This is a genomic window from Streptomyces sp. cg36, from assembly GCF_041080675.1.
In the GTDB taxonomy this organism is placed as follows: domain Bacteria; phylum Actinomycetota; class Actinomycetes; order Streptomycetales; family Streptomycetaceae; genus Streptomyces.
This window is the reverse complement of the sequence record NZ_CP163520.1, coordinates 5,156,245-5,168,965: the sequence shown is the minus strand read 5'-3', so window position 1 is coordinate 5,168,965 and position 12,721 is coordinate 5,156,245. Positions and strand designations below refer to the sequence as shown.

12 protein-coding genes are annotated in these 12,721 nt (G+C 73.9%); 8 read left to right on the top strand and 4 right to left on the bottom strand.

Going from position 1 to position 12,721, the window contains the following annotated elements; translation table 11 throughout:
* Window positions 1-4: 4 nt before the first annotated feature.
* The 8 genes from AB5J87_RS22905 to AB5J87_RS22870 all read left to right on the top strand — a co-directional run bounded on the left by AB5J87_RS22905 (window position 5) and on the right by AB5J87_RS22870 (window position 7,906).
* Entirely contained in the window at window positions 5-1,267 is a 1,263-nt protein-coding gene (locus tag AB5J87_RS22905) for a sedoheptulose 7-phosphate cyclase (protein ID WP_369378887.1), read from the top strand.
* Window positions 1,260-2,036: a cupin domain-containing protein gene (locus AB5J87_RS22900; protein ID WP_369378886.1), complete on the top strand. Its 777-nt coding sequence runs from the start codon at window positions 1,260-1,262 to the stop codon at window positions 2,034-2,036. The genes AB5J87_RS22905 and AB5J87_RS22900 overlap by 8 nt, the downstream gene beginning before the upstream one ends.
* Window positions 2,033-2,485, top strand: a complete 453-nt coding sequence (locus tag AB5J87_RS22895) for a hypothetical protein (protein ID WP_369378885.1) — start codon at window positions 2,033-2,035, stop codon at window positions 2,483-2,485. The genes AB5J87_RS22900 and AB5J87_RS22895 overlap by 4 nt, the downstream gene beginning before the upstream one ends.
* Window positions 2,482-3,570 carry a zinc-binding dehydrogenase gene (locus AB5J87_RS22890; protein WP_369378884.1) on the top strand — a complete coding sequence of 363 codons (1,089 nt, stop codon included), beginning with the start codon at window positions 2,482-2,484 and terminating at the stop codon, window positions 3,568-3,570. The genes AB5J87_RS22895 and AB5J87_RS22890 overlap by 4 nt, the downstream gene beginning before the upstream one ends.
* Window positions 3,571-3,764: 194 nt before the next feature.
* Complete coding sequence (locus tag AB5J87_RS22885; RefSeq protein WP_369378883.1) at window positions 3,765-4,550, top strand: SDR family oxidoreductase; 786 nt, start codon at window positions 3,765-3,767, stop codon at window positions 4,548-4,550.
* A gap of 53 nt (window positions 4,551-4,603) precedes the next feature.
* Window positions 4,604-5,701 carry a VOC family protein gene (locus AB5J87_RS22880; RefSeq protein WP_369378882.1) on the top strand — a complete coding sequence of 366 codons (1,098 nt, stop codon included), beginning with the start codon at window positions 4,604-4,606 and terminating at the stop codon, window positions 5,699-5,701.
* A gap of 34 nt (window positions 5,702-5,735) precedes the next feature.
* Entirely contained in the window at window positions 5,736-6,746 is a 1,011-nt protein-coding gene (locus AB5J87_RS22875) for a ketoacyl-ACP synthase III family protein (RefSeq protein ID WP_369378880.1), read from the top strand.
* Window positions 6,747-6,760: 14 nt separating this feature from the next.
* Window positions 6,761-7,906: a transaldolase family protein gene (locus tag AB5J87_RS22870; protein ID WP_369378877.1), complete on the top strand. Its 1,146-nt coding sequence runs from the start codon at window positions 6,761-6,763 to the stop codon at window positions 7,904-7,906.
* Window positions 7,907-7,976: 70 nt separating this feature from the next.
* Here AB5J87_RS22870 and AB5J87_RS22865 read toward each other — a convergent pair whose 3' ends face one another.
* The 4 genes from AB5J87_RS22865 to AB5J87_RS22850 all read right to left on the bottom strand — a co-directional run bounded on the left by AB5J87_RS22865 (window position 7,977) and on the right by AB5J87_RS22850 (window position 12,579).
* Window positions 7,977-8,441, bottom strand: a complete 465-nt coding sequence (locus tag AB5J87_RS22865) for a MarR family winged helix-turn-helix transcriptional regulator (protein WP_369378876.1) — start codon at window positions 8,439-8,441, stop codon at window positions 7,977-7,979.
* 140 nt (window positions 8,442-8,581) lie between these two features.
* On the bottom strand, window positions 8,582-9,730 hold the full coding sequence (locus AB5J87_RS22860) for a sulfotransferase (protein WP_369378875.1): 1,149 nt from the start codon (window positions 9,728-9,730) through the stop codon (window positions 8,582-8,584).
* A 304-nt stretch (window positions 9,731-10,034) separates the two neighbouring features.
* On the bottom strand, window positions 10,035-11,249 hold the full coding sequence (locus AB5J87_RS22855) for an acyltransferase family protein (RefSeq protein ID WP_369378874.1): 1,215 nt from the start codon (window positions 11,247-11,249) through the stop codon (window positions 10,035-10,037).
* A gap of 118 nt (window positions 11,250-11,367) precedes the next feature.
* The gene (locus AB5J87_RS22850) at window positions 11,368-12,579 is read right to left on the bottom strand and encodes an MFS transporter (protein ID WP_369378872.1); all 1,212 of its coding nucleotides are present in this window, start codon (window positions 12,577-12,579) and stop codon (window positions 11,368-11,370) included.
* Between the last annotated feature and the right edge of the window lie 142 nt (window positions 12,580-12,721).

Below are 12,721 nucleotides of genomic sequence, written 5' to 3'. Positions count from 1 at the left end.
AGCCATGTCCGTCTCCCCCATCGAGGAATCCAGTCAGCTCGTCACAGGCACCGGTCCCGGGTTCGGTCCGGGCGACGACGAGGCGGGCCTGTACACGTTCAGCCAGCAGGTCGACTCCTGGGTGGTCCGCACCTCCAAGCCGGTCAGCTACGAGATCCGCATCCGGGACGACCTGTTCGGCCTCTCGCGGACCGATCTGTTCGACGCGGGGGCGGCGCCCGAGGGCCGCATCCGGCGGTTCATCGTCATCGACTCCGACGTGGACCTGCTGCACGGCGAGCGGATCCGGGCCTATCTCGACCACCACGGCGCCGAGTACGAGATCTGCGTGGTCCCGGCCAACGAGACCCTCAAGGACTTCGACACGGCCGCCCGGATCGTCCGCGAGATCGACGCGTTCGGCATCGACCGGCGCCGCGAGCCGGTCATCGTCATCGGCGGCGGCGTACTGATGGACATCGTCGGCCTGGTCGGCAGCCTCTACCGGCGCGGCACCCCCTTCGTCCGGGTGCCCACCACCCTGATCGGCCTGGTGGACGCGGGAGTCGGCGCCAAGACCGGGGTCAACTTCAACGGCCACAAGAACCGGCTCGGCACCTACTTCCCGGCCGATCTCACCCTGCTCGACCGCGGCTTCCTGGCCACCCTGGACCGCCGCCACATCGGCAACGGCCTCGCCGAGATCCTCAAGATCGCCCTCATCAAGGACGCCCGCCTCTTCAACCTGCTGGAGAGCTACGGCCCGGTGCTCCTGGAGGAGAAGTTCCAGGGGCTGAGCGAGCGCGGCGACCTGGTCGCCGAGGAAGTGCTGCGCCGGGCCATCCACGGCATGCTCGAAGAGCTCCAGCCCAACCTCTGGGAGGCCAAGCTGGAGCGGACCGTCGACTACGGGCACACCTTCAGCCCCACCGTGGAGATGCGGGCGCTGCCCGAGCTGCTGCACGGCGAGGCCGTCTGCGTCGACATGGCGCTCACCACGGTGCTCGGCTGGCGGCGCGGGCTGCTCTCCACCGAGGACCGCGACCGGGTCCTCGCCGTGATGCGCGGGCTCGAACTGCCCAGCTGGGACCCGCTGCTGGACGACCCGTCGCTGCTGACCGCCGCCCTCCAGGACACCGTCCGCCACCGCAACGGCAAGCAGCGCCTGCCGCTGCCCGACGGCATCGGCGGCGCGGTCTTCGTCAACGACGTCACCGAGGACGAGATCAACCGCGCCGTACGCGATCTGCGCGAGCTCGGCAGCGCCCGGAGCGGTACGCATGTCTGAGCCCACGGCGGCCCGGGGCGCGGTGATCGTCGCCGACACCAGTGGCCCGGCCGACATCTACGGGGTGCACGGCACCGCGGGCCTCACCCACTGGAAGGCGCTGGCGAGCGGGCTCGACCTGGCGGCCGGCTGGGAAGCGGTGGAGTGGGCCAGCGTGCCGGCCGGCGGCGTCAGCGGCGAGCACCGGCACACCCGCACCGAGGAGATCTACTTCGTGCTGCGCGGCACCGGCGAGATCGTCCTGGACGGGGTGGCGAGCCCCATCCGGCCCGGCTCGATGGTGCTGACCGGCGTCGGCACCGTCCACGGGCTGCGCAACACCGGCGACACCGACCTGGACTGGCTGGTCATCGAGATCCGCTCGCCCCACACCGCGCACACCCTGCGCGGCGCGGCCGGGCCGCAGGGCCCCGCCGCCGACCGCCCCGTACCGAAGGAGACCCTGGTGAACGCACGCCTGCACGACCTGCGGGCCGAAGGCACGGTCGACCCGGCCGGTGTCTTCACCGGACCGCTGCGCGAGGCCGCCCTGCGCACCCTCGAACCCGGCGGCACCGCACGGCTGCGCGCCGACGGCGCCGAGCACACCGTCTTCGTCACCGCCGGATCGGGCTGGGCCGAGCAGGGCTCCGCCACGGTGGAGCTGGCCGCGGGCACCTCGGTGACCCTGCCGCTCGGCACCGAGGTGCGCCTGGGCGCGGGCAAGGACGAGGGCCTGGAGTACTTCCACGCCGAACTGGCCGTCCCGGCGCCGGAGCCCGGCCGGTGATCGTCAACCGCATCGACCTGCCGTCGCGCCGGATGGCCGCCGACGGCGGCACCACCTGGCGGTGCCTGGCCCGCCGGGGCATGCTGCACAGCGAGACCGAGAGCTTCGACCAGCTGCGGCTGGCGCCCGGCGCCGTGCTCGAACACCGCGCGGACAGCGGTGTGGAGCAGGCCCTGTACGTCCTCGCCGGGACCGGTGAGGTGACCGGGGACGGCGGAGCGCGCGAGGTCGCCGGGGGCACGCTGCTGCTCGCCCCGGCCGCCGCCCCGCTCACCCTGCGGGCGGGCCGCGACGGCCTGGAGCTGATCGCGCTGCGCACCCTGCCCGCCCGGGTCAGCGCCCGGCTGCCGCGCCGCGTCCCGGACCTGCCGGAGGCGCAGCGCTCCCCCCTGTTCCACCCCGCCGACCCCCACCCGGACCTTCCGGACCTGCCCGAGGGAGCGCCATGAGCCATGACCTGGAAGAGGCACCGGCCGGTGCCGTTCCCGTACGCGGGAACTGGCCCACCGGCACGATGCGGGCGGCGGCCGTGCTCGACCACGGCAAGGCCGGTCTGATCGAGGTGGCGATCCCCGCGCCCGCCCGCGGTGAGGTGCTGGTCGCGCCGAGCGTCGTCGGTGTCTGCGGCACCGACCTGGAGCTGCTGCACGGCACCGCGAGCTACTTCCGCGACGGCCGCGCCACCCATCCGCACGTCTTCGGCCACGAGTGGGTCGGCCGCGTCGTCGCGGTCCCCGCCGAGGACGAGCCGTCGCTGCGGATCGGCGACCGGGTGGTCGGGCAGACGATGATCTCCTGCGGCTCCTGCCGGGCCTGCCAGCGCGGACGCCGCAACGAGTGCGGACGGCTGCGCGAGACGGGGCTGTACGGACAGCAGGGCGCGGCGGCCGAGTTCGTACGGGTGCCCGCGCAGACGCTGACCGTGGTGCCCGCCGCCGTCGACGACCTGGCGGCGGCCCTGGTGGAGCCGGCCGTGACCGTACTGGCCGGGCTCGACCGGGTCTCCTGCTCCCCCGGGGAGCGGGTCCTGGTGCTGGGCACCGGCACCATCGGGCTGCTCGCCGTGCAGCTGGCGCGCCGGCTGGCCGGGACCGTGGACGTGGTCGGCGTGGACGACGCCGGGCTCGGCGCGGCCCTGCGGCTGGGCGCGGAGCACGCGTTCCGGCCCGGCGAGGCGGCGCCCGGCGGCTACGACGTGGTCGTCGAGGCGTCCGGCTCCCCGGCGGCGCTCGCCGAGGCGCTCCAACTGGCCGACATCGGCGGCCGGGTGGCGGCGATCGGCGTGCCGACCGACCCGCTGCCGTCGGTGGACGCGGGCGAACTCGTGCTGCGCGGGGTGAGCTTCACCGGTGTGCGGCACGGGCTCGACTTCTACGAGCGGGCCCTGCGGCTGTTCGCCGAAGGCGTCCTGACGGCCAAGGGCATGGTGGCCGAGGTCTTCCCGCTGGAGCGGGTCGCCGACGCCTTCCACCTCCTGGAGCACGGCCGGCGCGCCGCGCCCAAGGTCGCCCTCCAGCTCCCGCCCAGGGGCTGACCCGGCGGCCCGTGCGGGCCGCCCCCGAACCGGCCACGACGGCCAACTCCCCCGCCCGGCCGTCGTGGCCACCCTCCCGCACCCGGCCGCGTCCGCGCTCCCCCGGCGGACGCGGCCGGGTGCGCACCTTCCTCCCGTACCGGCGCGGGCGCGCTCGCGCCGGTACGCGCACCCACCCAGAAAGGCATTGCGACATGTCCCGACCCATCGCCGTCGTCACCGGAGCCAGCTCCGGCATCGGCGCCGAAGCCGCCCTGGCCCTCGGCGCGCTGGGCCACGACCTGGTCCTCGGCTACGGCCGCAACGCCACCGCCGCCAAGGAGCTGGCGGAGCGGATCACCGCGGAGCACGGTGTGCGCACCGGGCTCGTCGCCCTCGACCTGGGCGACCCCGATGTGGCGCAGCAGCAGCTGGAGGGCGCGCTGGACGCCGCCGGCGGCATCGACGTGCTGGTCAACAACGCCGGGATCAACCGGCGCGCGGCCGTGGTCGAGGAGGACGCCGAGAACTGGGAGCACGTCTTCTCCGTCAACGTCACCAGCCCGTTCCGGCTCGCCCAGAGCGCGGCGGCCCGGATGATCGCGCAGGGCCGCGGCGGCCGGATCGTCAACGTCACCAGCGTGCACGAGCACGTCCCGATCGTCGGCGGCAGCACCTACTGCGCGGCCAAGGCCGCCCTCGGCATGCTCACCAAGGTGATGGCCCTGGAGCTGGCCCCGCACGGCATCACCGTCAACTCGGTGGCCCCGGGCGAGACCGCCACCCCGATGAACAACGTGCCCAGCGGCCAGGACGCGGCCACCATCGCCCGCCCCGCCATCCCTGCGGGCCGCCCGGGCCGCCCGCAGGAAGTCGCCTCGCTGATCGCGTACTTGGCGGGTCCGGGGGCCGCGTACACCACCGGCACCTCGATCGTCACCGACGGCGGGCTCACCCTGACCGCCGCGGTCGCCAACGCCGCGCTGGCCGGCCAGGTCTGACCGCGCCCGGCCCCGAGACCACTCCCCGCCCCGCCGAGAAAGAGGCAGCAGCCATGACGACCGACTCCGCGCTCCCCACCGCCGCCACCGGGATCGCGACCGCCCGCAACGTCGACCACTTCGCGTACACCGTCCCCGACCTGGACCGGGCGGTGGAGTTCTTCGTCGACGCGCTCGGCGCCGAACTCCTCTACACCCTGGGGCCGGTGGAGGAGGCGGACTCCGACTGGATGGCCCGCCAGCTGGCCGTGCACCCGCGCGCCAGTGCCCGGATCGCGCTGCTGCGGTTCGGCCCGGTGAGCAATCTGGAGCTCTTCCAGTACACCGCCCCCGGCCAGCGCACCGAACTTCCGCGCAACAGCGACGTCGGCGGGCACCTGCTCGGCATCGACGTCACCGACATCGACGCCGCCGCCGCGTATCTGCGCGCGCTGCCCGGCGTCGAGGTGCAGGGCGAGGTGCAGCTGGTGACCGACGGCCCGGCCGCGGGCAACCGCTGGGTCTACTTCCGGGCGCCCTGGGGCCTGCAGCTGGAGCTGCGCCAGACCGCCGCCCGGCCGCCGTACGAGCAGGACACCGAGGCCCGCCTCTACCGCCCCGACCCGGCGTGGCGCGGGCGCGGCATCCCGGGGGCGCGCGGGGTGGGCCACGTCGGCTACACCGTGCCGGACCTGGAGCAGGCCGTCGCCTACTTCACCGGGCCGATGGGCGGCGAGCTGGTGCACCGCGAGGAGCTGACGGCCGACGCGGGCTTCGCGGGCCGCCAGCTGGGCGTGGACCAGGCCGTGGTGCGCGAGACCGCCGTGATCCGGCTCGGCCCGGTCACCAATCTGGAGCTCTCCCGCTACACCGTCGCCGACCAGCGCACCGAACTGCCGCGCAACAGCGACGTCGGCGGCCACCACCTGGCGTTCTTCGTCGAAGACGTGGAGCTCGCCGCGGCCCGCCTCGCGCGGGTGCCGGGCACCGAGGTGCTGGGCGAGCCGCAGCTGATCGAGGACGGCGGGCCGATCCACGGCGACCGCTGGGTCTACTTCCGGGGCCCCTGGGGCGTCCAGCTGGAGGTGCTGAACATGCCCGACGGCATGCCGTACGAGCAGGGCACGAGCGCACGCCGGTACGGGCCCGCCCCGGCGTGGACCAACCGCTGAGCCGCACGGCTCGGCAGGGACGAGGACGGACAGCATGCGTTGGCAAGGAATCCACGTCGAGACGGCGGCCGTGGTCACCGGGGTGCCCGAGAGCGCCGAGAGCGCGGTGGCCGCGGGCCGCTACGACGCCGAGGAGGCGGCCCGCAGCAGACAGCGCTCGGTGTCGGTGAGCGAGGAGCTCGCCGGGCCGGAGCTGGCGGTGGCCGCCGGGCGGGCCGCGCTGCGGCGCGGCGGCCGGGCGCCCGGGGACTTCGGGCTGCTGATCCACGCCGCGTGCTGGTATCCGGGGCTGGAGTTCTGGAACGTGGCCGCCTACGTCCAGCAGGAGGTGCTCGGCCACGGCCGGGCGCTCGCCTTCGAGCTGCGGCAGATGTCCAACGGGGGCATGTCGGCGCTGGAGATGGCGGCGAGCCGGCTGACGGCGGCGCCCGCCGCCGGGGCCGCGCTGCTCACCACCGGCGACCGGTTCGCCGAACCCGCCTTCCCGCGCTGGCGGACCGACCGCGGGCTGGTCTTCGGCGACGCGGGGACCGCGGTGGTGGTCTCCCGGGAGCCGGTGGGCCTGCGGCTGGTGGCGACCGCCGCGTACTCCGAGCCGGTCCTGGAGGGCCTGCACCGGGGTGACGAACCGTTCCTGCGCAGCGGCAGCGAGGCCGCGCCGCTGGATCTGGTGGCCCGAAAGAAGGGCTTCCTGCGGCACATGCCGGTCGACGAGGTCACCGTGCGCAACGAGTCGGGGATGCTGACGGCCGTCAAGGAGTGCCTGGCCGAGGCGGAGTGCGACCTGGCCGACATGGCGTCGGTGATCGTGCCGTTCTTCGGCGCGGAGCTGTCGCTGCGCCAGTGCCTGGGACCGCTGGGCGTGCCCGCCGAACGGACCCTGCACGACTGGGGTCTGGAGATCGGGCACCTGGGCGCGGGCGACCAGTTCGCCGGGCTCGCCCGGCTGCTGGAGCGGGACGAACTGCGCCCGGGGGACCGGGTGCTCGCCGTCGGGGTGGGCGCCGGATTCAGCTGGACCTGCGCCGTACTGGAGCGGGTGTGAACGGGGTGGGGGAAGTGCCGGAGCCGGTCGTGGACGCGGTGGAGCAGGCGGCGGGCGCGGGCCGGGGCGTCTTCGCCCGGCTCGCCGCCGAGGGCGTGGCGCTCTGGCTCGACGGCCCGGACGAGGACGCCCTGGCCCGCGCGGTCGCGGCGGGCCGGGTCACGGGCGCACGGCTGGGCGCGGCGTCGGCCGGGCGCGCGCTCGCCCCGGACGCCCGCGCGGCGGAGCTGACCGCGCTGGCCGCGCGCGGCGCGGGCCCGGCCGAGGCGCTGCACGCGCTGACGGCGGCGCACGCCCGGCGGGCCTGCGACCTGCTGCTGGCGGTGCACACCCGCACCGGGGGCCGCGACGGCCTGGTGTCGGTCGCCCTCGACCCGGGGCCCGCCGGGGACGCGGCCGGGCTGGTGGCCCGGGCGCGCGCCCTGCGGGACGCGGTCGGGCGCCCCAACCTGGTGGTGGCGCTCCCGGCCGCGCGGGCCGGGGCCGTCGCCGACTGCCTGGCCGCGGGCATCGCGGTGGAGGCGGCCGGAATCTTCTCCCCCGCACGCCACCGCCAGGTGTCGGACGCCTTCCTCGACGGTCTGGAGCGGGCCCGCGCGGCCGGGCACGACCTGGCCCCGCTCGCCGCGCTGGCGTCCTTCCCGCTCGCCCCGCTGGACGCCGCCGTCGACAGCCGGCTGGCCGAGAGCGGTTCGGCGGAGGCGCGGGCGATGGCGGGCAGGTCGGCCCCGGCCCACGCCCGGCTCGCCTACCAGGCGTACGAGGAGGGGCTCGCCGGGCCGAGGTGGCGGGCGCTGGCGGCGGCGGGCGCCCGGCCGCCGCGTCCGCTGTGGACCGCGACGGACGTCCGGGACCCCCGCTACCGGGACACCCGGTACGTGGAGGAGCTGGTCGCCCCGGACGCGGTCTGCGCGGTGGACGCGGCCACGCTGGACGCCGTCGCCCGGCACGCCCAGGTGCCCGGCGACCGGGTCCGGCGGCACTACGCCGACGCGCGCCGCCTGCTGGGCTATCTGCCGTGGTTCGGCATCTCCCACGAGCAGGTCGCCGCGTCGCTGGAGGCGGCGGAGCTGGCCGCGGCCTCGGCCGCCCGGACGGCCCTGGCGGCGGCGGTGGAGCGCGAACTGCGCGTGCGCGGGGGCGCGCCGGCGTCCGTGTGAGGGCGGGAACGCGGCAGGGCCCCGGGTCGGCGACCCGGGGCCCTGTCCGTGTGCGGTGGTGCGGCGCCGGCTACTTCCCGGTGTGCTCGGTGCCCGCGGGGTCGTGGCGCAGCCGGGCGACCAGCGGGGCGGTCCGCTCGTCGAAGGCGGCGATGTCCAGCGCGGTGGAGAACTCCTTCTGGAAGGTGCCGGTGGCCTCGTCGACGATGGCCCGGCCGCGCTCGGTGATGGTCGCGTACGTACATCGCCGGTCGCGTTCGCTGACCGCGCGGGTGGCCAGGCCGCTGTTCTCCAGGCGGGCCACGAGCCGGCTGACCGTGGACTGGTTGAGGCCGATGGAGTCGGCGAGGTCCTGCATCTGGACGCCCTCGGCGCCGCCCTCGGCGAGCGTGGACAGCGCGGTGAACTCCGAGACGGAGACGCCGTGCTGGCGCGCGAGCCTCTTGTCGAGCGAGCTGGACAGCACGCTCGTCAGCTGAGTCAGCTGACGCCACAGCTCCAGTTCGCCGCGCTGGCGTCGGCCAGAAGCAACCATGACACTCTCCGCAACCCGCATGGCAGATGGTTTATCCGCCTGTAAAGGAAACACTAATGCTTTCACAAGCATGTACCAAGCGGCGGAGGCAACGATTCACCCCGCGAGTGCACCTTTTCGGCCAGGTCCGGACCAGGGGCTCAGACCCCGAAGGCGCTCCGGTAGTGGGCGAACCGGAATCCTAGCTGCCGCCGGGAGAGGCCGAACTCCTCGGGCTCGAAGTGCCGCGCCCCGCGCGCCGCCACCGCCGCGCTCCTGGCCAGCTCCAGCATCCGCCCCTCCACCGAGGGCACCACCGGCACCCCGACGAACTCCGCGACCCGGCGCAGCGTCGCCGCGGTGTCCTCGACGAGGTCGCGGTGGCGCAGGTCGAGCAGCGCGCCCTCGGCGATCCCGGTGCGGGCCTCCTCGGCGGCGGCCAGCTGGCGCTCGAACCGGCCCGCCCACTCGGGGCCCACGTCGGCCGGGTTCTGCGCGAAGGAGCGGGCGGCGCGCTGCGCCGAGGAGATCCCGGCCGTGACCGCCAGCAGGTCGGCCGGATCGCGGTGCACCCGGATCACCTTGGCGTGCGGATAGACCCGCAGCAGATCGCGCAGGTGCGGGGCGTGGAAGGGGTCGCGCAGCACCAGGGCGCCGCCGCCGACCCGGTGGACGACCGCCTGCAGCTGGCGGCGGTGGAAGGCGTACGCGGGCGCCAGGTCCTGCTCCTCCAGCCAGTCCGCGTACCCCGGGACGCGGTGGGTGAGGGCGAGCGCGGGGCTGTGGAAGGCGTTGGCGAGCAGCCAGTGGCAGGCGCCGGGCCGGGTCGCCTCGCGGAACCGGCCGGCCGCGCGGCCCGCGGTGACCCGCTGGTCGGCGGCGGTCCGGGCCCGGCCGCGCGCGATCAGGGCGCGCCGCTCGTCGGGACCGGCCGCCGCGGCGGCGGGGTCCTGGAGCTCCCAGAGCGTGGGCGCGTCGACGCCGGGGTGCTCGGCGAGCAGGTTGTGCAGCAGGGCGGCGCCGCTGCCGGGCATGCCGGTGACGAAGACCGGGGAGTCGAGGGCGGCCGAGGCCGGCGCCCGCAGCGCGGCCATGCGCTCCTGGACGGCGAAGGAGGCCCGGATGCGCGAGCGGGCGACGGAGACCCCGTCGGGGGTCAGCCGCGCGTCGGAGTTGAGCGATTCGACGAACCGCTCCAGGGCGCGGCGGAACGGCATCCCGCGGCCCCCCACGCTCGCGCACATGTCCGCCGGGCGGACCAGGTCCTCCAGGTCCAGGTGGACGGCGTAACCGCCCTTGTGCTGCCTCATCAAGACCCCTCAGTAACGCGAAGAACCGAGGGACAGCAGAAGGCTGCCGACTCCCCCAGTCGACGACAATAAAAGAACCTACATGCCGGTTTTTGAATCGACAAGTTTCGGTCGCCATCTGGACCGGAAAGGGGTTTTGGGCATATTTGCCAAGGTTCGTCACCCGTGACACATGCCTGAAATGTTGAAGCTTTTACTATGTTTCCTTTCGTAAACCAGCATCCCCGTTTTTTATCGGCACATGCGAGCGGGCCTGTTCCCCGCCGTGAACGGCGGGGAACAGGCCCGGCTGGCGGGAGCGGCCTCAGTCGCGCGAGGACTCGGCGCGCACCGGGGCGTTCTCGGGCGACCGGCGCTGGCCCGGGATGGTGACGGCGGCCGGGGCCGTGCCGCGGGCGGAGCGCGGCTTGGCGAAGTGCTTCATCATCGGCAGCTCGACGAACTTGTAGAGCAGGTGGCCCAGGGCCAGGCTGATGAGCAGGCAGGCCGCCCACAGCCCGATGCCCTCGGCGATGTTGTACGGCTTGTCCTTGAGGAACTTGGTGCCGTAGATGATGACGACGCCGTGGATCAGGTAGAAGGCGAACGAGACCTCGCCCAGCCAGTTCATGACCCTGCCGCGGAACGGCGAGGGCTGGTCCTTGACGTCGGCGACCGCGGCGGCCGGGATGAGCAGCGCGATCGGGATCAGGCAGACCGCGTTGAGGCCGTACAGCCACGGCACGTTGAGCGCGATCGCGTAGCCGACGATCAGCAGGCCGAGCGCGTGGATCATCTTGAAGTTGATCCAGCGGTCGGTCATCACGATCCGGGCCATGATGATGCCGATCGCGAACTCCAGCATGCGCACCGGCGGCAGCAGGTAGACGAACCACGCCTGCTTCACGCCGACCGGGAAGCCGTTGGGCATCGGCGGGTCGGACGGCAGCACCGCGTACGAGAACGCGGGGATCAGCATGACCAGGGCCGCGAGACCGGCCGCCCAGCCCCACAGGTGGGCGGGCTCGATCTTCTTGATCCAGCGGTGCAGCACCGGGAAGCAGAGGTAGAAGACGACCTCGCAGGCCAGCGACCAGCTCGGCGGGTTGATGCCGAAGAAGGTGTTGTAGTCCGGGATCCAGGTGTGCACCAGGAGGATGTTGGGGAGCCACTGCTTCCAGGTGGCCGTGGCGCCCGCGAACAGCAGCATCGACAGGGCGAAGGTGACCACGTGGTTCGGGTACAGCTTCACCAGGCGCCGGCGCATGAAGCGGCGCGGCGTGTCGCCCTCGCGGGCGGACCAGGTCAGCACGAAGCCGCTGAGGATGAAGAAGAACGAGACGCCGACCCAGCCCCCCTTGCTGAACAGCCACTCCGCGTCGTCGGCGAAGTCACCGCCGAACGGGGTGAAGTCGGGGAGCGAGACGTGGAAGAAGAAGACCATGAGCGCGGCGATGAACCGCATCCCGGTGAGCGAGGGCAGTCGTGACAACCGTGCTCGTCTGGCCTCGGCATCCTGCTCGGCTGCCTTGACGGTCATGAGGAAACTCCTTGATCGGCTGGAGATGGGGCGGTGCGTGGGCATGGGTGTGGAGCGGTGGGCGGGGCGTGCGGGAGCGGTGCGCGCGGGGCGCTGAGCGGGCCCGGGCGGGCGCCGCTCACCGGAGCGCGGTGACCGGTTCGGCCGGTTCGGCCGAAGCGGGCGCGTCGGCCGGGGCCGGGGCCGACCCGGCCCGCACCTTGAGGTGCCAGGCCAGTGCGACCGCGGCGGCCACCGCGACGAGGGCGCCCGCCGCCGGGGCGACGGAGCGCATCCCGAGCCCCGAGTCGATGACCCGGCCGCCGTACCAGGAGCCGATGACGGCGCCGAGCCCGAAGGCGGACATGCTGACGGTCACCGAGAAGGTGGGGGCGTCGGAGGCTTCGGTGAGGGTGTAGGTCTGCAGCCCGGGGGCCGCGACGAAGGTGACGAAGGCGAAGACGAACAGTCCCACCGCCGCGGCCACCGGGTGCGGGCTCACCCACCAGAACAGCAGGCAGACCCCGGTGAGCACGGCCAGGCAGGCGATCAGCGCGGGCAGCAGGCGGTCCGCCGGAACGCGCCCGCTGACCATGTTGCCGAGCAGCGAGCCCACCCCGTAGGCGACCAGCAGCACCGGGATCGCCCCGGCGGAGAAGCCACTGACGTCCTTGAGCACCGGGACCATGTAGGTGATCAGGGTGAACATGCCGCCGGTGGCGAGCACGGTGATGACGATCGACATCAGCACCCCGGCGGCCCGGAAGGCGCGCAGCTCGCCGCGGAGCGAGCCGGACTCCTCCGCCCGTACGGCGGGCAGCAGCAGGCAGATGACCGCCGCGCCCGCCACCGACAGCGCGGTGACGGCCCAGAAGGTGGCCCGCCACCCCCACTGCTGGCCGACGAGGGTGCCCAGCGGCACGCCGAGCACGGTGGCCAGGTTGTAGCCGAGCACGATGGTGGAGACGGCGGCGGCGGTCCGCTGCGGCGGGACCATGCCGGCCGCCACCACGATGCTCACGGCCACGAAGGTGCCGTGGGTGAGCGCGCAGATGATCCGGGCCGTCACCAGCACCCCGTAGGAGGGCGCGGTCGCGGCGACCGCGCTGCCCGCGACGAACACGGCCATCAGGGCGATCAGCAGCGTCTTGGCGGGGACCTTGCGGGTGAGGCCGGAGACCAGCGGGCCGCCGATCATCATCGTCGCCGCGTAGACGGTCACCAGCAGGCCGGCGGTGGAGATCGAGACGCCGAAGGCGTCCGCGAGCTCCGGCAGTACCCCGCCGGGCAGCAGCTCGGCCGTCCCGATGCAGAAGACGCAGAGCGTCAGCGCCAGAAGTCTCAGGGGCACGGCCGCACTCCGTCCGGGCCGGTGGATGTTCGCACTTGCTTCCCCTCCGTGGGCTTGGTTCGAGGCGATGCTAGGCGTTTCCAATTCATGTGTCTACATTGATTTTGAAAGGAATCTTGGTCAGACTCATTGCCGATCCGCC

Coding starts and splice junctions, on each gene's coding strand:
- AB5J87_RS22880 (WP_369378882.1), top strand. CDS start 4,604: ATGACGACCGACTCCGCGCTCCCCACCGCCGCCACCGGGATCGCGACC.
- AB5J87_RS22855 (WP_369378874.1), bottom strand. CDS start 11,249: ATGACCGTCAAGGCAGCCGAGCAGGATGCCGAGGCCAGACGAGCACGG.
- AB5J87_RS22875 (WP_369378880.1), top strand. CDS start 5,736: ATGCGTTGGCAAGGAATCCACGTCGAGACGGCGGCCGTGGTCACCGGG.
- AB5J87_RS22885 (WP_369378883.1), top strand. CDS start 3,765: ATGTCCCGACCCATCGCCGTCGTCACCGGAGCCAGCTCCGGCATCGGC.
- AB5J87_RS22900 (WP_369378886.1), top strand. CDS start 1,260: ATGTCTGAGCCCACGGCGGCCCGGGGCGCGGTGATCGTCGCCGACACC.
- AB5J87_RS22890 (WP_369378884.1), top strand. CDS start 2,482: ATGAGCCATGACCTGGAAGAGGCACCGGCCGGTGCCGTTCCCGTACGC.
- AB5J87_RS22860 (WP_369378875.1), bottom strand. CDS start 9,730: ATGAGGCAGCACAAGGGCGGTTACGCCGTCCACCTGGACCTGGAGGAC.
- AB5J87_RS22865 (WP_369378876.1), bottom strand. CDS start 8,441: ATGGTTGCTTCTGGCCGACGCCAGCGCGGCGAACTGGAGCTGTGGCGT.
- AB5J87_RS22905 (WP_369378887.1), top strand. CDS start 5: ATGTCCGTCTCCCCCATCGAGGAATCCAGTCAGCTCGTCACAGGCACC.